This window comes from Propioniciclava sp., assembly GCF_047602245.1.
GTDB lineage: Bacteria > Actinomycetota > Actinomycetes > Propionibacteriales > Propionibacteriaceae > Propioniciclava.
In genome coordinates, this window is record NZ_JASGHT010000001.1 from 2,333,929 (window position 1) to 2,350,879 (window position 16,951).

Annotated in this window: 16 protein-coding genes; 7 read left to right on the forward strand and 9 right to left on the reverse strand. The window is 71.7% G+C overall.

Translation table 11 applies throughout. The annotated features are described in order from the left end of the window. The first annotated feature begins 28 nt into the window (after positions 1 to 28). The 3 genes from QM708_RS11120 to QM708_RS11130 all read left to right on the forward strand — a co-directional run bounded on the left by QM708_RS11120 (position 29) and on the right by QM708_RS11130 (position 3,530). Positions 29 to 778, forward strand: coding sequence for an ABC transporter permease (locus QM708_RS11120; protein WP_415108197.1), 750 nt, complete (start codon positions 29 to 31; stop codon positions 776 to 778). Then, complete coding sequence (locus tag QM708_RS11125; RefSeq protein ID WP_415108200.1) at positions 771 to 1,832, forward strand: ABC transporter ATP-binding protein; 1,062 nt, start codon at positions 771 to 773, stop codon at positions 1,830 to 1,832. The genes QM708_RS11120 and QM708_RS11125 overlap by 8 nt, the downstream gene beginning before the upstream one ends. 99 nt (positions 1,833 to 1,931) lie before the next feature. Continuing rightward, complete coding sequence (locus QM708_RS11130; protein ID WP_415108203.1) at positions 1,932 to 3,530, forward strand: hypothetical protein; 1,599 nt, start codon at positions 1,932 to 1,934, stop codon at positions 3,528 to 3,530. Between the two features lie 12 nt (positions 3,531 to 3,542). Here QM708_RS11130 and QM708_RS11135 read toward each other — a convergent pair whose 3' ends face one another. The 3 genes from QM708_RS11135 to pdxS form a co-directional block, all read right to left on the reverse strand. Then, complete coding sequence (locus QM708_RS11135; RefSeq protein WP_415108206.1) at positions 3,543 to 4,595, reverse strand: zinc-dependent alcohol dehydrogenase; 1,053 nt, start codon at positions 4,593 to 4,595, stop codon at positions 3,543 to 3,545. Positions 4,596 to 4,879: 284 nt separating this feature from the next. Beyond that, positions 4,880 to 5,521, reverse strand: a complete 642-nt coding sequence (pdxT, locus tag QM708_RS11140; protein ID WP_415108209.1) for a pyridoxal 5'-phosphate synthase glutaminase subunit PdxT — start codon at positions 5,519 to 5,521, stop codon at positions 4,880 to 4,882. Next, positions 5,518 to 6,408, reverse strand: coding sequence for a pyridoxal 5'-phosphate synthase lyase subunit PdxS (pdxS, locus tag QM708_RS11145; RefSeq protein WP_415108212.1), 891 nt, complete (start codon positions 6,406 to 6,408; stop codon positions 5,518 to 5,520). Before pdxS ends, pdxT begins: the two co-directional genes overlap by 4 nt. A 93-nt stretch (positions 6,409 to 6,501) precedes the next feature. Between pdxS and QM708_RS11150 the strand changes: the two genes are divergently transcribed. Beyond that, positions 6,502 to 7,878 (forward strand): aminotransferase class I/II-fold pyridoxal phosphate-dependent enzyme, encoded by a 1,377-nt coding sequence (locus tag QM708_RS11150; RefSeq protein WP_415108215.1) that lies wholly within the window; start codon positions 6,502 to 6,504, stop codon positions 7,876 to 7,878. Positions 7,879 to 7,915: 37 nt separating this feature from the next. On the opposite strand, the gene QM708_RS11155 is transcribed toward QM708_RS11150, so the two are convergent. The 6 genes from QM708_RS11155 to QM708_RS11180 all read right to left on the reverse strand — a co-directional run bounded on the left by QM708_RS11155 (position 7,916) and on the right by QM708_RS11180 (position 13,673). Further along, on the reverse strand, positions 7,916 to 8,728 hold the full coding sequence (locus tag QM708_RS11155) for a hypothetical protein (protein ID WP_415108218.1): 813 nt from the start codon (positions 8,726 to 8,728) through the stop codon (positions 7,916 to 7,918). Positions 8,729 to 8,730: 2 nt separating this feature from the next. Then, a complete protein-coding gene (locus QM708_RS11160; protein WP_415108221.1) occupies positions 8,731 to 9,444 on the reverse strand; it encodes an ABC transporter ATP-binding protein in 714 nt (237 codons plus the stop codon). Then, positions 9,441 to 9,836 (reverse strand): GntR family transcriptional regulator, encoded by a 396-nt coding sequence (locus QM708_RS11165; RefSeq protein WP_415108224.1) that lies wholly within the window; start codon positions 9,834 to 9,836, stop codon positions 9,441 to 9,443. Before QM708_RS11165 ends, QM708_RS11160 begins: the two co-directional genes overlap by 4 nt. A 535-nt stretch (positions 9,837 to 10,371) precedes the next feature. After that, positions 10,372 to 11,919 carry a 2-succinyl-5-enolpyruvyl-6-hydroxy-3-cyclohexene-1-carboxylic-acid synthase gene (gene menD / locus QM708_RS11170; RefSeq protein ID WP_415111395.1) on the reverse strand — a complete coding sequence of 516 codons (1,548 nt, stop codon included), beginning with the start codon at positions 11,917 to 11,919 and terminating at the stop codon, positions 10,372 to 10,374. An 11-nt stretch (positions 11,920 to 11,930) separates the two neighbouring features. Further along, positions 11,931 to 12,884, reverse strand: a complete 954-nt coding sequence (locus QM708_RS11175; RefSeq protein WP_415108227.1) for an o-succinylbenzoate synthase — start codon at positions 12,882 to 12,884, stop codon at positions 11,931 to 11,933. A gap of 108 nt (positions 12,885 to 12,992) precedes the next feature. Further along, entirely contained in the window at positions 12,993 to 13,673 is a 681-nt protein-coding gene (locus tag QM708_RS11180; protein ID WP_415108230.1) for a DUF1707 SHOCT-like domain-containing protein, read from the reverse strand. Between the two features lie 146 nt (positions 13,674 to 13,819). On the opposite strand from QM708_RS11180, the gene QM708_RS11185 reads away from it, so the two are divergent. From QM708_RS11185 to QM708_RS11195, 3 genes are all read left to right on the forward strand, one after another. Next, positions 13,820 to 14,758 (forward strand): 1,4-dihydroxy-2-naphthoyl-CoA synthase, encoded by a 939-nt coding sequence (locus QM708_RS11185; RefSeq protein WP_415108233.1) that lies wholly within the window; start codon positions 13,820 to 13,822, stop codon positions 14,756 to 14,758. A 239-nt stretch (positions 14,759 to 14,997) separates the two neighbouring features. Beyond that, complete coding sequence (locus tag QM708_RS11190) at positions 14,998 to 15,711, forward strand: DUF3800 domain-containing protein (protein WP_415108236.1); 714 nt, start codon at positions 14,998 to 15,000, stop codon at positions 15,709 to 15,711. Between the two features lie 7 nt (positions 15,712 to 15,718). Then, entirely contained in the window at positions 15,719 to 16,870 is a 1,152-nt protein-coding gene (locus QM708_RS11195; protein WP_415108239.1) for an AMP-binding protein, read from the forward strand. Positions 16,871 to 16,951: the final 81 nt, after the last annotated feature.

Sequence of the window (16,951 nt, forward strand, 5' to 3'; positions counted from 1 at the left end):
GAGCTACCCCAGGTGGGCGCTGGCGCCGATGGCGCTGGCGCTCATTCTGCTTGGGCTGCCGCTGGCCGGCCTGCTGGTGCGGGCCGACTGGGCGCGGCTGCCCGCCCTGCTGGCCTCGGAGCGCTCGCTGGATGCGCTCGGGCTCAGCCTGACCACCTGCCTGATCTCGACCGGGATCGTGCTGGTGCTCGGCGTCCCGACCGCCCTGGTGCTGGCCCGCACCCGCGGACGCTGGGCGACCGCGGCCCGCACCCTGGTCACGGTGCCGATGGTGCTGCCGCCGGTGGTGGCCGGTCTCGCGCTGCTGACCACGCTGGGACGCCGCGGCCTGATCGGTCAGCATCTGTCGGTGATCGGCATCGAGATCGGATTCACCACCGTCTCGGTGGTGATCGCCCAGACCTTCGTGGCGCTGCCGTTCCTGGTCGTCTCGCTGGAGGGAGCGCTGCGCTCGGCCGGCGAGGACTACGAACGCGCCGCCACCTTCCTCGGCGCCGGACCGACCCGCACCCTGCTGACGGTGACGCTGCCGATGGCGGCTCCCGCGCTGGCGTCCGGGACCGCGCTGTCGTTCGCCCGCGCGCTGGGCGAGTTTGGCGCCACCTTGACCTTCGCCGGATCGCTGCAGGGCGTCACCCGCACGCTACCGCTGGAGATCTACCTGCTCCGCGAATCCGATTCCGACCTGGCGCTGGCGCTGGCCGTGGTGCTGCTCGCCGTAGCCGGGCTGGTCGTCTGGCTCGCCACCCATTTCCGCGCCTGGGGGAGCCATGGCTGAACCGCTCAGCATCGCCGCGACGGTCGCGGCCCGCGGCGTCCGGATCGACCTGGAGGCCGCGGCGGGGGAGATCGTCGCGCTGATCGGCCCCAACGGGGCGGGCAAGTCCACCTCGATCCAGCTGGCTGCCGGAGCCCTGCGCCCCGACGCCGGCACGGTGAGGATCGGCGGGCGGACCATGGCCGACGGACGCCTCTTCGTGCCCGCCAACCGGCGCCGGATCGGTTACCTGGAGCAGCGTCCGCTGCTCTTCCCGCACCTGTCGGTGATCGACAACGTCGCCTACGGCCCGCGCTCGCGCGGGGTCGCGAAAGCGGACGCCCGGCGCCGCGCCGGCGAGGAGTTGGCCGCGGTCGGCCTGGACGGATTCGAGCGGCGGCGTCCGCGGGAACTGTCGGGCGGGCAGGCGCAGCGGGTGGCGATCGCTCGGGCGCTGGCCTTCGATCCTGACGTCGTCCTGCTGGACGAACCGTTCGCCGCGCTCGATGCCAGCGCCACCCCCGGGCTGCGCCGCGTGCTGCGCGACCGGCTGCGCGGGCTGACCACACTGCTGGTCACCCACGATCCGCTCGACGTGCTGGTGCTGGCCGACCGGGTCGCCTCCCTGGAGGGCGGGCGCGTCGGCGAGACCGGCACCGTCGAGGACGTGTTCCAGCGCCCGGCCACCCCGTTCCTGGCCGATTTCGTCGGCCTCAACCTGCTGCACGGCACCGCCGCGGGTGAGGCTGCCGTCCGGCTCGATGGAGGTGGGGTGGTGGCCGGCCTGGCCGAGTCGCCGCTGCCGGGCGGCCCCGCCCGGGCCGTGTTCGGGCCGGACGCGGTGAGCATCTTCGGTGAAGCCCCCGGCGGCAGCCCGCGCAATGCGCTGCCCGCCATTGTCGCCGGCGTCGAGGATCGCGGGTTGGTGCAGCGGGTCAGCCTCGCCGTGGCCGGCCAGCGCATCCACGCCGACGTCACGCCGGCAGCCCTGGTCGACCTGGCCCTGGCCGAGGGCGACCAGGTCGTTGCCGTGATCAAGGCCACCCAGGTGGCGCTGCACCCGAGCCGGGCCTAGCCGGAGCCGGCGCTAGTGTCCGAAGCGGGGACGCCCCCCGTCACTTAAGTTAGGTACGGCTAACCTTGGCCGGACGACGCTTGAGGGGACAGCGAATCGATGATGCGTGGCACGGGCGGAACGTCCGGTGGATGGACGGGCTATCTGGCCGGGTTGTGGCTGGTGGCTCTGGCCGTGCGGCAGCTGCCGTTGGTGGTGACCGGACGATGGGCCGGCGAGTTCAGCTGGGACGAGGGCGTCTACATGGTCGCCAGCCAGAAGCTGATCAACGGCGTGTGGCCCTATGCCGATTTCCTGCTGGTGCACCCGCCCGGGATCGTGCTCTTCCTCACCCCCTTCGCTGCGCTGGCCAACGTGATTCCGGACGCGATCGCGGCCAGCATCGCCCGCACGGCGATCTCGGCGCTGGGAGCGACCAGCGCGGTGCTGGTGGCCCTGCTGCTGCGCCGCTACGGCCGTGCCGCTGCGGTGGCCGGATCGGTCCTCTACGCGGTGTGGTCGGCCACGGTGTGGTCGGAGTGGGCGATCCTGCTCGAACCGCTGCTCGCCGTCGGCGTCCTCGGTGCACTGCTGTTGCTGGGCAAGGACGCCGCCCCCGCGACGGTGCCGTCCCTGCGGCGCACGGCCACCGCGGGTGCGATCCTGGGGCTGGGCCTGACCGTCAAACTGTGGGCGGCGGTGCCGCTGGCGGTGCTCGCCCTGATGCTGCTGGTGCGCAGCCCGAACCGGCTCGGCTGGGGCCGGGCGGTGGCCTTCGGCGGCGCCGCCATCGCGGCGGTCGCGGTGGTGATGACGCCCTTCCTCGTCGTCGCCGGCCCGGCCACGGTCTGGCGCGACGTGGTCGGCTTCCAGATCGGACGGCCGGAAGCGCCTGTGTCCTGGGGCACCCGGCTGGCCTACTTCAACGGCAGCCTGCTCGCCCCCGACCGCCTGCCGGACGCCGTCTGGCTCGCCGTCGGTCTGGCGGCCCTGGTCGTCTCGGTCGTCGCGGTGGTGGCCCTCGCCCGTGCCCGCGCGGTGCCGCTACGCACCTGGGAGCCCACCAGCTGGTTGGTGCTGGCCACCGCGCAGGTGCTCGTCCTGCTGAACGCCCCCAGCTTCTACCCGACCTACACCCTGGCCGCCGCGCCCGCCCTCTGCCTGGTGGCGGGGATCGCCGCCCAGTTCCTGGTCGAGCGGCTGCGGATCGAGGAGCGCGGGCCGGTGATCCGGCGCGGTGTTGCCGGCTTCGGGGTGGCGGTGGCGCTCGTGCTCGTGGTGATGTCGACCCGCCAGATCGGCCCCGGACTCCACGCGGCCCGCGACTGGTCGGTCGTCGACCGGCTCGAACAGGAGGCGGCCGGCGTGGACGGCCCCCGCTGCGTCTGGGCGCCCACCCCCGAGGTGCTGCTCGAAGCCGACGTGGCCGACGATCAGACCCGCCAGCAGTGCCCGACCACGATCGACGTCTACGCCACCGTGCTGCGGGAACTCGGCGTCGCCGATGCTGAGTTCGACACCTCCGCGCCGTTCGCCCAGGTCTACCAGGCCCAGGTCGCCGCCGAGTTGGCGAACAGCGAGGTGGCGATCGTCGATGAGGCCGCGTGGAAGCGCCTGAACGAGGCCAACCAGGACCTCATCCACGACCGGTTCGTCCCCGAGGGCACCGCCGGCCCCTACACGATCTGGCGGGCCGACGACACCCGCCCGCGATCCTGAGTAGGCCCGGGATCAGCCGACGGTGATCACCACCTTGCCGGAACTGTCGGCCGAAGCCTGCTCGAAGGCCGCGGCGGCGTCACTGAGCGGGAAGCGGCCCGAGATGATCTCGGACGCGGGCAATCCGCCGCCGGCCGCGATCTCGATCGAGGTGAGGATGTCGGCCTCGGTGTAGGCGGCGCAGCCCTGCACCCGGATCTCCCAATCCTGGATGATCGGCAGATTCAGCGGTGCCGGACGCGGCGGCACGCCGACGATCAGCAGTGTTCCGGCACGGCGCAGCAGGCTCACCGCCTGCGCCAGCGAGGCCTCGATCGCGACGCAGTCGAAGACCACGTCGGCGCGACCGCCCAGGGCGTCGATCACCTTCGCCGTCGCGTCCGGATCGGAGGCGAGCACGCCGGCGTCCGCCCCGATGCGCACCGCGCGATCCAGCTTGGCCTGCTCCCTATCGGTGACCACCACGGACGCCGCCCCCGCGGCCCGCGCCGCGATCACGCACAGCGCGCCGATCGTGCCGGCCCCCAGCACCACCGCCCGCGCACCGTGCAGGTCGCCGGCGATCCGGGCGGCGTGCACCGGCGTGGCCAGGCATTCGATCAGCACGGCCGTATCGTCGTCGACGCCCTCGGGGATCGCGAACAGATTGCGCGCGGGCGCCACGAACTCGTCCGCCATCGCGCCCGACAAGGTGCGGGACGGGTCGCAGCCGATCCAGGCCAGGGTCTCGCAGGCGTTGCTGCGCTGGGCCCGGCAGTTGAGGCAATCACCGCAGGCGACGTTGGGCTTGAGCAACACCCGCTGCCCGGGGGTGAACCCTTCGGCGCCCGGGCCGGACGACGCGACGATGCCGATCGCCTCGTGCCCCGGCACATAGGCGGCGGTGAGGAAGGGGTGATGCCCGGCCAGCGCATGCGTGTCCGACCCGCAGATGCCGACCAGCGTGCTGCGCACCAGCACCTCGCCCGGCGCCGGGGTGGGCCGGGGCGCCGACTCGATCCGGACCCCGGCGAGCGGCTCGGCGAGCGCGCGGCGCATGGTGGTCTGGTCGGCGTGGTCGTTCATGAGGTCGTCTCCGTTCGTAGGCCCGGTGGCTGGTTTCCGGATCGGGATAAAACGTACTGTTCAATCTGGTCAGGATCGGGAAAACACCAGTCGGACTGATGTTCTTGACGCTCGGCAGGGATTGAGCAGTACGTTGTGCACCGCCCACCCCGGCGAACGTGCTGACCGCGGACGGGCGTGATCAACACCGGCTGCGTGGCCGGACTGCCTCCCCGGGCGGAGTTGCGATTCCCTCCCAGTATTCGAAGGGGAGCGGCCCGATCGTCCCGGCGTCCATCACTGCGTCAGCTTCGTGCGATGACGTGATCGAGGAAACGGCGGTGAAAACGCGCTTCGCCGGTCACCTCGGGATGGAACGACGTGCCGATCAGGGCGCCCTGTTCGACCGCGACCACCCGCCCGTCTGGGAGCGCGGCGAGCGCGAGGGCGTCCGGGCCGACCTGGTCGATCAGCGGCGCCCGGATGAACGCCGCGTGCACCGGCGGCGCGCCGAGGGCCGGCACGTCGAGATCGGTCTCGAAGGAGTCGACCTGGCCGCCGAACGCGTTGCGGCGCACGGTGACGTCGAGGCCGCCGAACGTCTGCTGGCCCTCGATCGCGCCCACGATCCGGTCGGCGAGCAGGATCAGCCCCGCGCAGGTGCCGAACACCGGTAGGCCCGCGGCGATCGCGTCCCGGATCGGATCGCGCAAACCGTAGAGGCGGGCGAGCTTGTCGATCACCGTCGACTCGCCGCCCGGCAGCACCAGGCCGTCGATCACGGCCAGATCGTCCGGGCGCCGCACCCGCGTGACCCGCGCCCCCAGGCCCGACAGGAGGCCCGCGTGCTCGCGGACGTCCCCCTGCAGGGCCAGGACGCCGACGCGCGGCCCACTCGCCGGGCCGGACCTCGCCTCAGCCAGGACGCCGGCGTGTGGCCCGCTCACCACCCGCGCTCGGCGAGCCGGTGCGGTGCGGGCACGTCGGCGACGCTGATGCCGACCATCGCCTCGCCCAGCCCGCGCGACACCTCGGCGATCACCGCCGGATCGTCGTAGAACGTGGTCGCCTTCACGATCGCGGCGGCCCGCTTGGCCGGCCCGCCCGACTTGAAGATGCCCGAGCCGACGAACACGCCGTCGGCACCCAACTGCATCATCATCGCGGCGTCCGCCGGGGTGGCCACGCCGCCCGCGGTGAACAGCACGACGGGCAGGCGTCCGCTCTCGGCGACCTCGACGACCAGGTCGTAGGGCGCCTGCAACTCCTTGGCGGCGACGTACAACTCGTCCTTGGTCATCGAGCGCAGCGCGTTGATGCCGGCGGTGATGGTGCGCAGATGCTTGGTCGCCTCGGACACGTCGCCGGTGCCCGCCTCGCCCTTGGAGCGGATCATCGCCGCGCCCTCGTTGATCCGGCGTAGCGCCTCGCCGAGGTTGGTTGCGCCGCACACGAACGGCACCGTGAAGCGCCACTTGTCGATGTGATGGACGTAGTCGGCCGGCGAGAGCACCTCGGACTCGTCGATGTAGTCGACCTTGAGCGCCTGCAGCACCTGCGCCTCGACGAAGTGCCCGATGCGCGCCTTCGCCATCACCGGGATCGATACCTCGGCGATGATCGCCTCGATCAGGTCGGGATCGCTCATCCGCGCCACACCGCCCTGGGCGCGGATGTCGGCCGGGACGCGCTCCAGCGCCATCACGGCCACCGCGCCGGCGTCCTCGGCGATGCGAGCCTGTTCGGGGGTGACGACGTCCATGATCACGCCGCCCTTCAGCATGTCGGCCAGACCGCGCTTCACCCGGTCGGTGCCGGTGGTGGTGCTCATCATGTCTCCTTCGCTCGGACGCCCTTCGCCCGTTCTCGTTTTGACCTAGGCCAAAACTTAGCACGGGTGGTGGGTCGCCCCCGTAGACTCGCGCTCGTGGCAGACCTCGCGGGACCGGCGATCACGGGCAGCACCGCCGCCGAGATCGCCGACAGCGTGCGCGACCTCATCGAGGCCGGTGTCCTGGTGCCCGGAGATGCGCTGCCCTCGGTGCGAGCGCTCGCCCAGAAACTCGACGTGAACCGGAACACCGTCGTCGCGGCCTACGGGCTGCTGGCCCGTTCCGGCGCGGTGATCGGGCAGGGGCGGGCCGGAACCCGGATCGCCGGGCACCGGCCAGTTCCCCAGGAGGGGGCGGCGTGCCAAGGCGGCCGCCCCGGCGGCGAGACCGGCGATGGCGCGCCCGGGGCGGCCGCCGCGGTTGTGCGCGATGTCGGCACCGGCAATCCGTCGGCTTCGTTGATCCCCGACGTGGGGCCGGCGCTGCGGGCCGCGGTGGGGCGTCCGGTGCTCTACGGCGAGCCGGTGATCGACGCCGGCCTCGAAGCCTGGGCGCGCGACTGGTTCGCGCCCGACGTGCCCGCCGGCTTCCGGCTGACCGTGACCAGCGGGGCCGTGGACGCCGTCGAACGCCTGCTCGCCCAGGCGCTCACCCGCGACGACGCCGTCGCCCTGGAGGATCCCTGCTTCCTGGCCAGCATTCACCTCGCCCGCCTGGGTGGCTATCGTGCCGTCGCGGTGCCGGTCGATGAGGAGGGAATGACCGTCGACGGGCTGAAGGCGGCGCTCGCCCACGGCGTCCGCGCGGTGATCTGCACCCCGCGGGCGCAGAACCCGACCGGCGTCTCGCTCAGCGCACGCCGCGCCGGCGAACTGCGCGCGGTGCTCGCCGGCCACCCCTACGTGCTGGTGATCGAGGACGACTACTACTCGCTGCTGTCGCGGCGTCCGTTCCGCTCGATCGTCGCGCCCGGGCACCGGCGCTGGGCGCTGGTGCGGTCGGTGTCGAAGTTCATCGGTCCTGATATCTGCGTGGCATTGGTGGCCTCGGACGCCGAGACGGCGTCCCGGCTGGCGATGCGGCTCAGTCCCGGCACCACCTGGGTCAGCCATCTGCTGCAGCGCACCGCGCACGCCCTGCTCGCCGACCCCGGGGCCCGTGCCGCGATCGAGCGTGCGGGCGTCCACTACGCCGAACGGAACCGGGCCTTCGCGGCGCGGCTCGCCCGCCACGGCCTGGAAGCCGCGGCGGGCGATGGGATCAATCTGTGGGTGCCGGTTCCCGTTCCCGCTGAGGAGGCCGGGGTGCGGCTGAGGAAGCGGGGCTGGCTGGTCCGCACCGGCGGCGAGTTCCGGCTGGACGCCTCCGGCGGCCCGTCGCACCACCTGCGGCTCACCGTCCACGATCTCGATGATGCGGACGCCGACGCGCTGGCCGCCGACCTCGCCGGCCTGGCCGGCGACGGGGTGTGACGGCCCGCCGTGATCGCGCTGGCCCGCCCGTCGTGGTTCAGCGCAGCGAGGTGTGCTTCTTGAGCGAGCGCAGCGTCCAGACCACGTAGACCGGCAGCGTCGCGAGCAGCAGGGGAAGCCAGCCCAGCGGGATGAAGGACGGATCCTCATTGGCGAACGCCTTGGGGAGTTCGCTGGCGAAGGTGGTGAACACCAACTCGCTGAGATCGAGGCTGACGCCGAGCGGAATCAGCAGGATCGCGACGATGGTCAGCACCTGCAGGACCAGGTAGCTCGCGAACCACACCAGCACCGGGCCGCCGACGCCGAGCGCGCGGAAGCGGTCCTCCATACCGAAGGTGACGATCCAGCCGAACTGCGCGACATAGATGACCACCCCGATCAGGCACCAGCCGACCAGCGCGATCGTGGGCGCGGTGCCGAGCCCGGCGAGGGCCTCGGTGAGGCTCGTCCAGGCGTCCGCCACGGTGCCGCCGTAGGCCACCGTCTGGGCCACGAAGAAGCCCACGCCCATCCCGATCGCGACCACGAGCGCGATCAGCCACACCGCGAGCGCCCAGGTGAACTTCGCCGCGTACAAGGTGGTGTGCTTGGCCGGGATCGCGTGGGTCAGGTAGCCCTCGCGGCCGTACATGGAGGTGTAGTAGCGCATCAGGACCCCAGCCGGCACGCTGAGCGCCAGGAAAACGCAGGCGCTGATCGTGGCGAGCGCCCCGATCTGCGACACCGCCGGGATGCGGAGCAGGGCGAGCGCCATGCCGCCGGCGAAGACGGCCAACGCGATGCCCAGATAGGCCAGCAGGGGCCGGGTCTGGAGGCGGGCTTCGTGCTTGAGGAGTGCGGCGTACATGATCAGCTCCTGGTGGTCTGGTAGGCGGTGCGGAACAGTTGGTCGAGGCTCTGGCCATGGCTGGCGCGCAGATCGTCGGCGTCGCCGGCCATCAGCACCCGGCCGCCCCGCAGGAACACGGCGGCGTCCGCGACGGCCTCGATGTCGGCGATCAGATGGGTGGAGATCACCACCAGGGCATCCGGGTCGTACTGGGCGAGGATCGTGTTGAGGATCACCTCGCGGGCGGCCGGGTCGACACCCGAGATGGGCTCGTCCAGCAGGTAGATCCGGGCCCGGCGGCTCATCGCGAGGGCGAGCTGGACCTTCTCCCGTTGTCCCTTCGACAGCGTCTTGAGTTTGCGGGTGGCGTCGACGCCGAGGTCGGCGATGAGGGTGGTCGCGCGGGCGGCGTCGAAGTCGGCGAAGAAGTCGCTGAACATCTCGACCGCGGTCGCGGCGGAGATGGTGTCGGGCAGGAAGCTCTGGTCGGGCAGGAACGAGACCATCGCCTTCGACTCGGGGCCGGGGCGGTGCCCGTGCACGAGCACCTCGCCGGTGTACTCGGCGAGCAGGCCGCTGATCACCTTCAGCAAGGTGGTCTTGCCCGAACCGTTCTCGCCGAACAGGGCCACGATGCGGCCTGGTTCCAGGGTGAGGCTGAGGTCGTCCAATGCGGCGACGGTGCCGTACCGGCGGGTGAGGTTGCGGATCTCGAGGGCGGGCGTGGTGCTCATCGGTCCTCCTTGGTGGGAGCGGTGGGGTTGTCGGTGCCCAGATTCCAGCGCTGGGCGATCAAGGTGACGGCGGCGTCCTGGGTGAGGCGCAGCCCGTGGGCCTGGGTGATGTAGGCGTCGGCGGCGGCCTGGGCGAGGCCGAGCTGGGCGTCGGTGATCAGGGTCGTGTCGGTGGTGACGAAGCGGCCGGCGGTGCGCTCGGCGACGGCGAGCCGGGTGCGTTCGAGTTCGGCTAGTGCGCGCTGCACGGTGTTGGGGTTGACGCCCAGTTCGGCGGCGAGTTCGCGCACGCTGGGAACCCGCTGCCCCGCGGGCCAGTCCCCGGTGGCGATCAGGCGCGTGAACTCGCGGACCAACTGGAGCCAGATCGGCTGCCCCGCGTCGAAGTCCATCATGTCCTCCTGTATTAAGTCAGTAATACAGTAGCACAAGGAGGGGTGCCTGGGTCATGATCACGGGCGCTCGATGCGGTTTCGGTTCGTCGGGTTGGTTGTTCCCGGGGCCGAGGCCGGCCACGGCGACCCAATGCCGCGCTTCGCGGGCGCGCAACTGCAAGCCGCGCCTCCTCGTTCAGCGGGTTCACGCCGTCCGAGGGTGGGCGGCACCGCTCCGCTCGGCGTCGTGGCGAGTCGTTCGGTGTGCCGGGGCCGAGGGCTGTCGCGGTGCCGTGGTCGATTTCTATGTCCAGATTGAGAGCGACCCTTCGCCACTAGGGGTTTCGCGAGGTGGTCCCGATCTGGACATAGAAATCGACCACCCGAGGGCGCGCAACTGCCCGGCGGTGTGCCGGAGAGTGTCGAAGTTCTCGTCGTGTGGTGTCGGCGGGGCGCCCACAGAGGGGGCCGAGGGCGCCTCTGCGCTACGACCTTGATGGCTGACCGCGCGGTCAGTGCTGACGAGCGTCCGGAGGGGTCGCGCCGAGGGCGTCTATGCGCGGGTGGCCGGGGGGAGGCCGACCACGAGTACCGAGGTGCCGCGCACCGGTGCGGCGAGCGCGGCAGGCAGATCGTTGACGTTCACCCGTGCCGCGCGCAGGCCGAGTCCGCGGGACGCCGCGGCGATGTCGAGGTGCTGCGGCGTGGCGAAGAAGCGGTTGAACACCTCGTCGGGGGCGTGGCGATGTTCGAGCGTGCCGAAGATGCCGCCGCCGTGATCGTCGAGCACGATCACCTGCAGATCCACCTCCGGCTCGTGGTCGCCGCGCACCAGCGAGCCGAGGTCGTGCACGAAGGACAGGTCACCGAGCACCAGGCGCACGGGCTCGCCGAGCCCGGTGGCGAGACCGCGCGCGGTCGCGATCAGCCCGTCGATGCCGGCCAGTCCCCGGTTGGCGAGCACGCGGGCTCCGCGTGGTGTGCCGGGTGCGACCGCATCGAAGGCGCGCACGGCATTCGACGACCCGAGGAACAGCATCTCATCGGTCGCCCAGATCGCCGACGCGGCGCGTTCGATCGGCTTCGGAGCCGAGCCCGGCGCAGCGGCGGCCTCGCGCCAGCGTTCGCGCCAGGCGAGATCAGACGCAGCAGGTCGGCTCACGTCGACCACGGGCACCACCGCCGAGGCGGCACCGGTGACGTCGGTCCACCGGGCGGTGGGTGAGAGCACGATGATCTCGGCGTCGCGTCGGCCGAGCAGCGAGGTGATGGGTCGCGACAAGGTCGGATGCCCGAAAACCACGATCCGTTCGGCATCATCGGCCAACCCCCGGCCGAGCATATCGAGGTAACCCACCACCGATTCCGCACTGATCCGCGCCCCCGAGGATGGTTCGGCCAGCAGCGGCCAGCCCGCCTCCCGGGCCAGGCGGGCGGCCTCCGTACCCGCGCCGTCGCCGGCGACGGCGAGCGTGCGCACGCCGGCCGGCAGCGTGAACGAGGGTCTCGGAGGAGTCGCGGCCACCGCGATCGGTGTGGGCGGCGCCCCACACTCCCAGCGCCCCTCGGGGGTGAGCGGTTCGCCGAAGGCGACGTTGAGATGCGCCGGTCCCGGGTCGCGGGTCAGCGTGCCGAGCGCGGCCGCGACCAGCCGGGTGACCTGCCCGCGGGCGGCGGCCGGGTTTGCCCGCGCCGGCAACTCGCCCGCCAGCCGAACGGCGGAGCCGAAGATCCCGGCCTGTGCGGTGGTCTGGTTCGCGCCGGTGCCGTGCCATTCGTGCGGCCGGTCGGTCGAGATGACCAGCAGCGGCAGGGGAGCGTGCGAGGCTTCCAGCACCGCCGGGTGCAGGTTGGCGACGGCCGTTCCCGAGGTCGTCACCACCGCCACCGGGCGCGGTTCGCCGCGATGCTGCCACGCCTTCGCCAGCCCCAGCGCGAGGAAACCCGCGCTGCGTTCGTCGATCCGCACGTGCGCGCGCAGCCAGCCGGCGCGTTCGGCGTCCGCCACCGCGTAGGCGAGCGGCGCCGAGCGTGAACCGGCCGCGAGCACGACGTCGCCGACCCCTGCGGCGGCGAGCTCGGTCACCAGCGCGCGGGCCATCGCGGTGGCGGTCACGACAGCGCCTGGTTCAGGTCGATCCCGGCGAGGGCGGCCACCCGGCCGAGGCGGGCGCGCCAGCGGGCGTCCACCTCGGCGGACGCGAGCGGGATGGCGTCGGCGTCCACCCGGCGCACCGGCAGCGCACCGTCGGCGGGCACCAGGGGCGCGCGGGTGACGTCGCCGGCCAGCAGGGTTCCGGTGGCCAGCCCGGACGCGTTCGGGGTGCCCGGCAGGGCGGCGGCCAGCGCGACGCCGGCGGCCAGGCCGACCGAACTGTCCAGGGCCGAGGAGACGGTGATCGGCAGGGCCACCTCTTCGGCCAGCTCCAGGCAGGCGCGCACGCCGCCGAGCGGCTGGACCTTCATCACGATCACGTCGGCCGCGTGCGCGCGCACCACCGCGAGCGGATCGGACGCCCGCCGGATCGACTCGTCGGCGGCGATCGGCACCCTCACCCGGCGCCGGACGGCCGCCAGCTCTTCGACGCTGCGGCACGGCTGTTCGGCGTATTCCAGGCCGCCGGCGGCCCGGTCGAGCGCGGTGAGCGCGGCCACGGCGTCCTCGACCGGCCAGGCGCCGTTGGCGTCCACCCGGATCGATCCGTGCGGCCCGAGGGCGGCGCGGACGGCTGCCACCCGGTCGAGGTCGTCGGCGAGCGATTGGCCCGGCTCGGCGACCTTGACCTTCACCGTGCCGCACCCGGACGCCGCCACGATCGCGGCCGCGCGCTCGGGGGCGACCGCGGGAACGGTCGCGTTCACGGCCACCTCGCCGCGCACCGGCGCGGTGTAGGGTGCGGTCGCCATCTCGACGGCGGCGCGCAGCCAGGGCACGCAGGTGGCGTCGTCGTAGTCCCAGAACGGGGAGAACTCGCCCCACCCGGCCGGGCCGCGCAACAGCACCCCATCACGCACGGTGATGCCGCGGAAGCGTTCGCGCAACGGAACCGAATAGACGGCGATCATGGCCGCGCCACCGGCGATCGGGAGTGGTGCGTCGCTGAGAATCCGAGGGCCGGGCGCGCGGTGGTCCGCAGTTCCGTGCCAGTGATCGTCACGGACAGCCAGCGTACGCTACGGCGTCGGTGACGCCGGGGGCAGTGCGACCTGCTCGGCGGGCGGACGGAGCTTGCCGGATGCCGCCCGGCGCAGATCGCGAGCGGTCGGTGTCCGCACCGCGACACCGCCGGTGCTGCGGCCGCGGACGACCAGGCGGGTCAGCCCGCGCCGGGGCCGGGTGGGAACAGAACTGGTCGTGTACGAGGAACCGTCGGCTTGAATCCCTTGCAGGTCGGCGCCCCAGCCGTCGGGGATGATGATCGTCAACCCGCCCCACTGCCCGCCGATGACGATGTCGATCACCGGCGAGGTCGGGTGCGACTGGGTGAAGTCGATGAGCGAACTGCGCCACCCGCACACGACCTCGATGAACGGGGGCGCCACCCACGGCCCGCCGACCCGGACCGGCTGTTGGTCGCCGCGCAGCAGAAGGGGATCGTCCCACGAGTAGCCCGGACCCTCGCCGATGGGGACGCCTGCGCCGAGTTCGTTGTCGAGCTCGGCCGAGGGCACGAGATCGTGGAGCACCTCGGCCAGATCGGCCCGGGTGACCGCGGCCAGCGCGCGGGTGGTGCGGTGCTCAAGCTCGTCGAACTCCAGGCGTCCATCGGCGGCCGCGCTGCGCAGGATGTCGAGGGCGTGGTCGCGCTGCGGATGGCCGATGCGCAGGTGCCGGTCACGTGGGCTCTCGCTCATGGCCCCCACGATATCGGGAGCGGTGTGGCGTCCGAAGAGAGTAAATTGCTTCACTCAACGGGACCGGCGCCTGCGTCACCCCTAGCCGTGATGAGTGAGCGTGCATTCAGTGAAGCGAAATGCTCACCTCGCTATCCTCAAGGACCATGGACAACCCGTTCGATCCGGCCCGCTGGCGCGTCGTCGAAGGCTTCGATTTCACCGACATCACCTACCACCGCGCGATCGACGCCGCCGGGAACGACCTCGGCTGCGTCCGGGTCGCGTTCAACCGTCCCGAGGTGCGCAACGCCTTCCGCCCGCTCACCGTGGACGAGTTGTACCGCGCGCTCGATCACGCCCGGATGACCTCCGACGTCGGCACGGTGATCCTGACCGGCAACGGTCCCTCGCCCAAGGACGGCGGCTGGGCGTTCTGCTCCGGCGGCGACCAGCGGATTCGTGGCCGCGACGGGTACCGCTACGAGACCGAGGGTGCCGACGCCCTCGCCGACCCGGCGACGCGGCGGGAGCAGATCGACCCGGCGCGGGCCGGACGCCTGCACATCCTCGAGGTGCAACGCCTGATCCGGACCATGCCCAAGGTGGTGGTCGCGGTGGTCAGCGGCTGGGCCGCCGGGGGCGGGCATTCGCTCAACGTGACCTGCGATCTGTCGATCGCCTCCCGGCAGCATGCGCGGTTCATGCAGACCGACGCCAACGTCGGCTCCTTCGACGCCGGCTACGGCTCGGCGCTGCTGTCGCGCCAGATCGGTGACAAGCGTGCCCGCGAGATCTTCCTGCTCGCGCGCGAATACTCCGCCGAGGACGCCGAACGCTGGGGTGTGGTCAACGAGGTCGCCGACCACGACCAGATCGAGAACCTCGCCCTCGAGTACGCCCGGATCATCGCCACCAAGTCCCCGCAGGCGATCCGGATGCTCAAGTTCGCCTTCAACCTCGCCGACGACGGCCTCGCCGGCCAGCAGGTCTTCGCCGGCGAGGCGACCCGGCTCGCCTACATGACCGAGGAGGCCCAGGAGGGCCGCGACGCGTTCGTCGAGCGTCGCGATCCTGATTGGTCGCCGTACCCTTACTACTTCTGAGAACCGCTCTGTCGAGAGGCGGGAATTCAGCCCACTCGATCGCAGCGGGCATGCCCACCGCCTGTCGTCCACCGGGGGCAAACTGCTGTTTGGCTGCCTGCCTTACGCCTAAACAGCGTGCTAGCCTGGTGGAACTGGGCTGGCCGCAAGGCCCTGGTCCACCCTTTAGGCGAGGACATCCCTCGCCGCAACCTTGAGGCGGGTGTAGCCCGCCTCAAGTCGTTTGTCAGGACTGCCCGTTGCGTGAACTGAGCATCTTCATCGACGAGTCGGGTGACTTCGGCCCGGTTGAGGCCCACTCGCCGTACTACGTCATCAGCCTCGTCTTCCACGACCAGAGCGACGACATCACAAGCCATCTCGACAAGATCCACCAGGCACTCGTCGTTCGGGGCCTGTCTGCCAGTCACGGCATCCACACCGGGCCGCTGATCCGCCGCGAGCACGACTATCGGTGGCTCGACGTTCGGGAGCGTCGTTCCATCTTCCGTGTCCTCGTCGACTTCGTCCGTATCGCCAACATCAGCCACCACTCGTGGGTGTTCACGAAGAAGGAAGTCGGTGACGCGGATGCGCTGGTCAGCATCATGTCCCGCGAGCTCGGAGCCTTTATTCGGGACAACTACGTCTTCTTCCAGTCCTGGGACCGTATCGTCATCTACTACGACAACGGCCAGAAGGAACTGACCAACCTCGTCAACAGTGTCTTCAATGCTCATCTGAGCACCGTCGAGGTTCGCAAGGTCATGCCGTCGGAGTACAGCCTTTTCCAGGCTGCCGACCTGTGCTGCACCCTGACGCTGGTTCGCAAGAAGATCGAAACCGTCGGGCTTTCGGTGTCGGAACGAGACTTCTTCTCGACCCAGCGTGATAGCGCCGAGCGGGCCTTGAAGCTCGGCTATTTCAAGACCATGGACCGCAAGCGATTCGGCTCCTGGGTGCTCGGTGGATAGGGCGAAGGTGCAACTTTCCTACGGCCCGGGTGGCACCGGGGCGGACGCCGTCGCGCGGCTCTACGACGCGCTCGAGGCGCGGCTGGCCCGCCGCCTGGGCGAGCTTCAAGACGGGGAGTGTTCCGAGGTTCCCTTACTGATGGCCACCGACGGCGCCGAGTTCGAGGCGTCCCGGGGGCGGATCACGCAGCCGCTCGACGGGGTGGACGTGATCATCCGCACCTCCGGAAGCACCGATGGGCATGGGCGGCTCGTCGGGTTGTCGTGGGATGCGCTGGTGGCGTCCGCGCGGGCCACGCTGACCCGGCTCGGCGGGCCCGGGCAGTGGGTGACCTCGCTGCCCGTGCACGGGGTGGCTGGGTTCCAGGTGGTGTTGCGCAGCGTGCTCGCCGGCGTCCGGCCTGTCGTGTTCGCGCCCGGCGGAGGGTTCGATGCTGCCTTGTTCGCGCGGTGTGCGGCGGCCCTCGATCCGGGCGTCCGGCACTACCTTTCGCTGGTTCCCACCCAACTGCACCGTGCACTGGACGCCGCCCCGCGCGCCCTCGCCGGGTTCGACGCCGTGCTCGTCGGCGGTGCCGCGCTCGCGCCCGGCCTGGCCGCCCGCGCCACGGACGCCGGCGTCCGGATCGTCACCAGCTACGGCGCCACCGAGACCTGCGGCGGGTGCGTCTACGACGGCGTCCCGCTCGACGGCGTCGAGATCGAGCTGATCGACGGACTGATCCATCTCGCCGGGCCAACCCTCGCCACCCGCTATCTCGACACCGCCGAGCAGCCGTTCGTCATCCGCGACGGACGCCGGCTGCTCGCCACCCACGACCTCGGCGCCTGGCGCGGCCAGGGGCGGCTGATCGTCCGCGGCCGCGCCGACGATGTGATCATCTCCGGGGGAGTGAACGTCAACCCGCACGAGGTCGAGGCCGCGCTCGCGGTGCTGGGCGGCGAATGGGTCGTCGTCGGCGTCCCTGATGACGAGTGGGGGCAGCGGGTGGTGGCGGTCGGCACGGCGTCCGCCACGCCGGCTGAGGTGAGGGCTGCGACCGCGCAACTGCCCCCCGCCGCGCGCCCCCGCGGCGTCGTCCATGTCGGCGCGTTGCCGGTGGGCCGCACCGGAAAGGTGGATCGCCGGGCCGTCGCCGGCTTGGCCGCGCAAGGGTGAGGGGCGTCGCCCGGGCGGGTCTGCCGACCGCCGCGCGGCCGCCGGCCACGGCGTCCGGACCCGGAGGGGTATCGTCACACA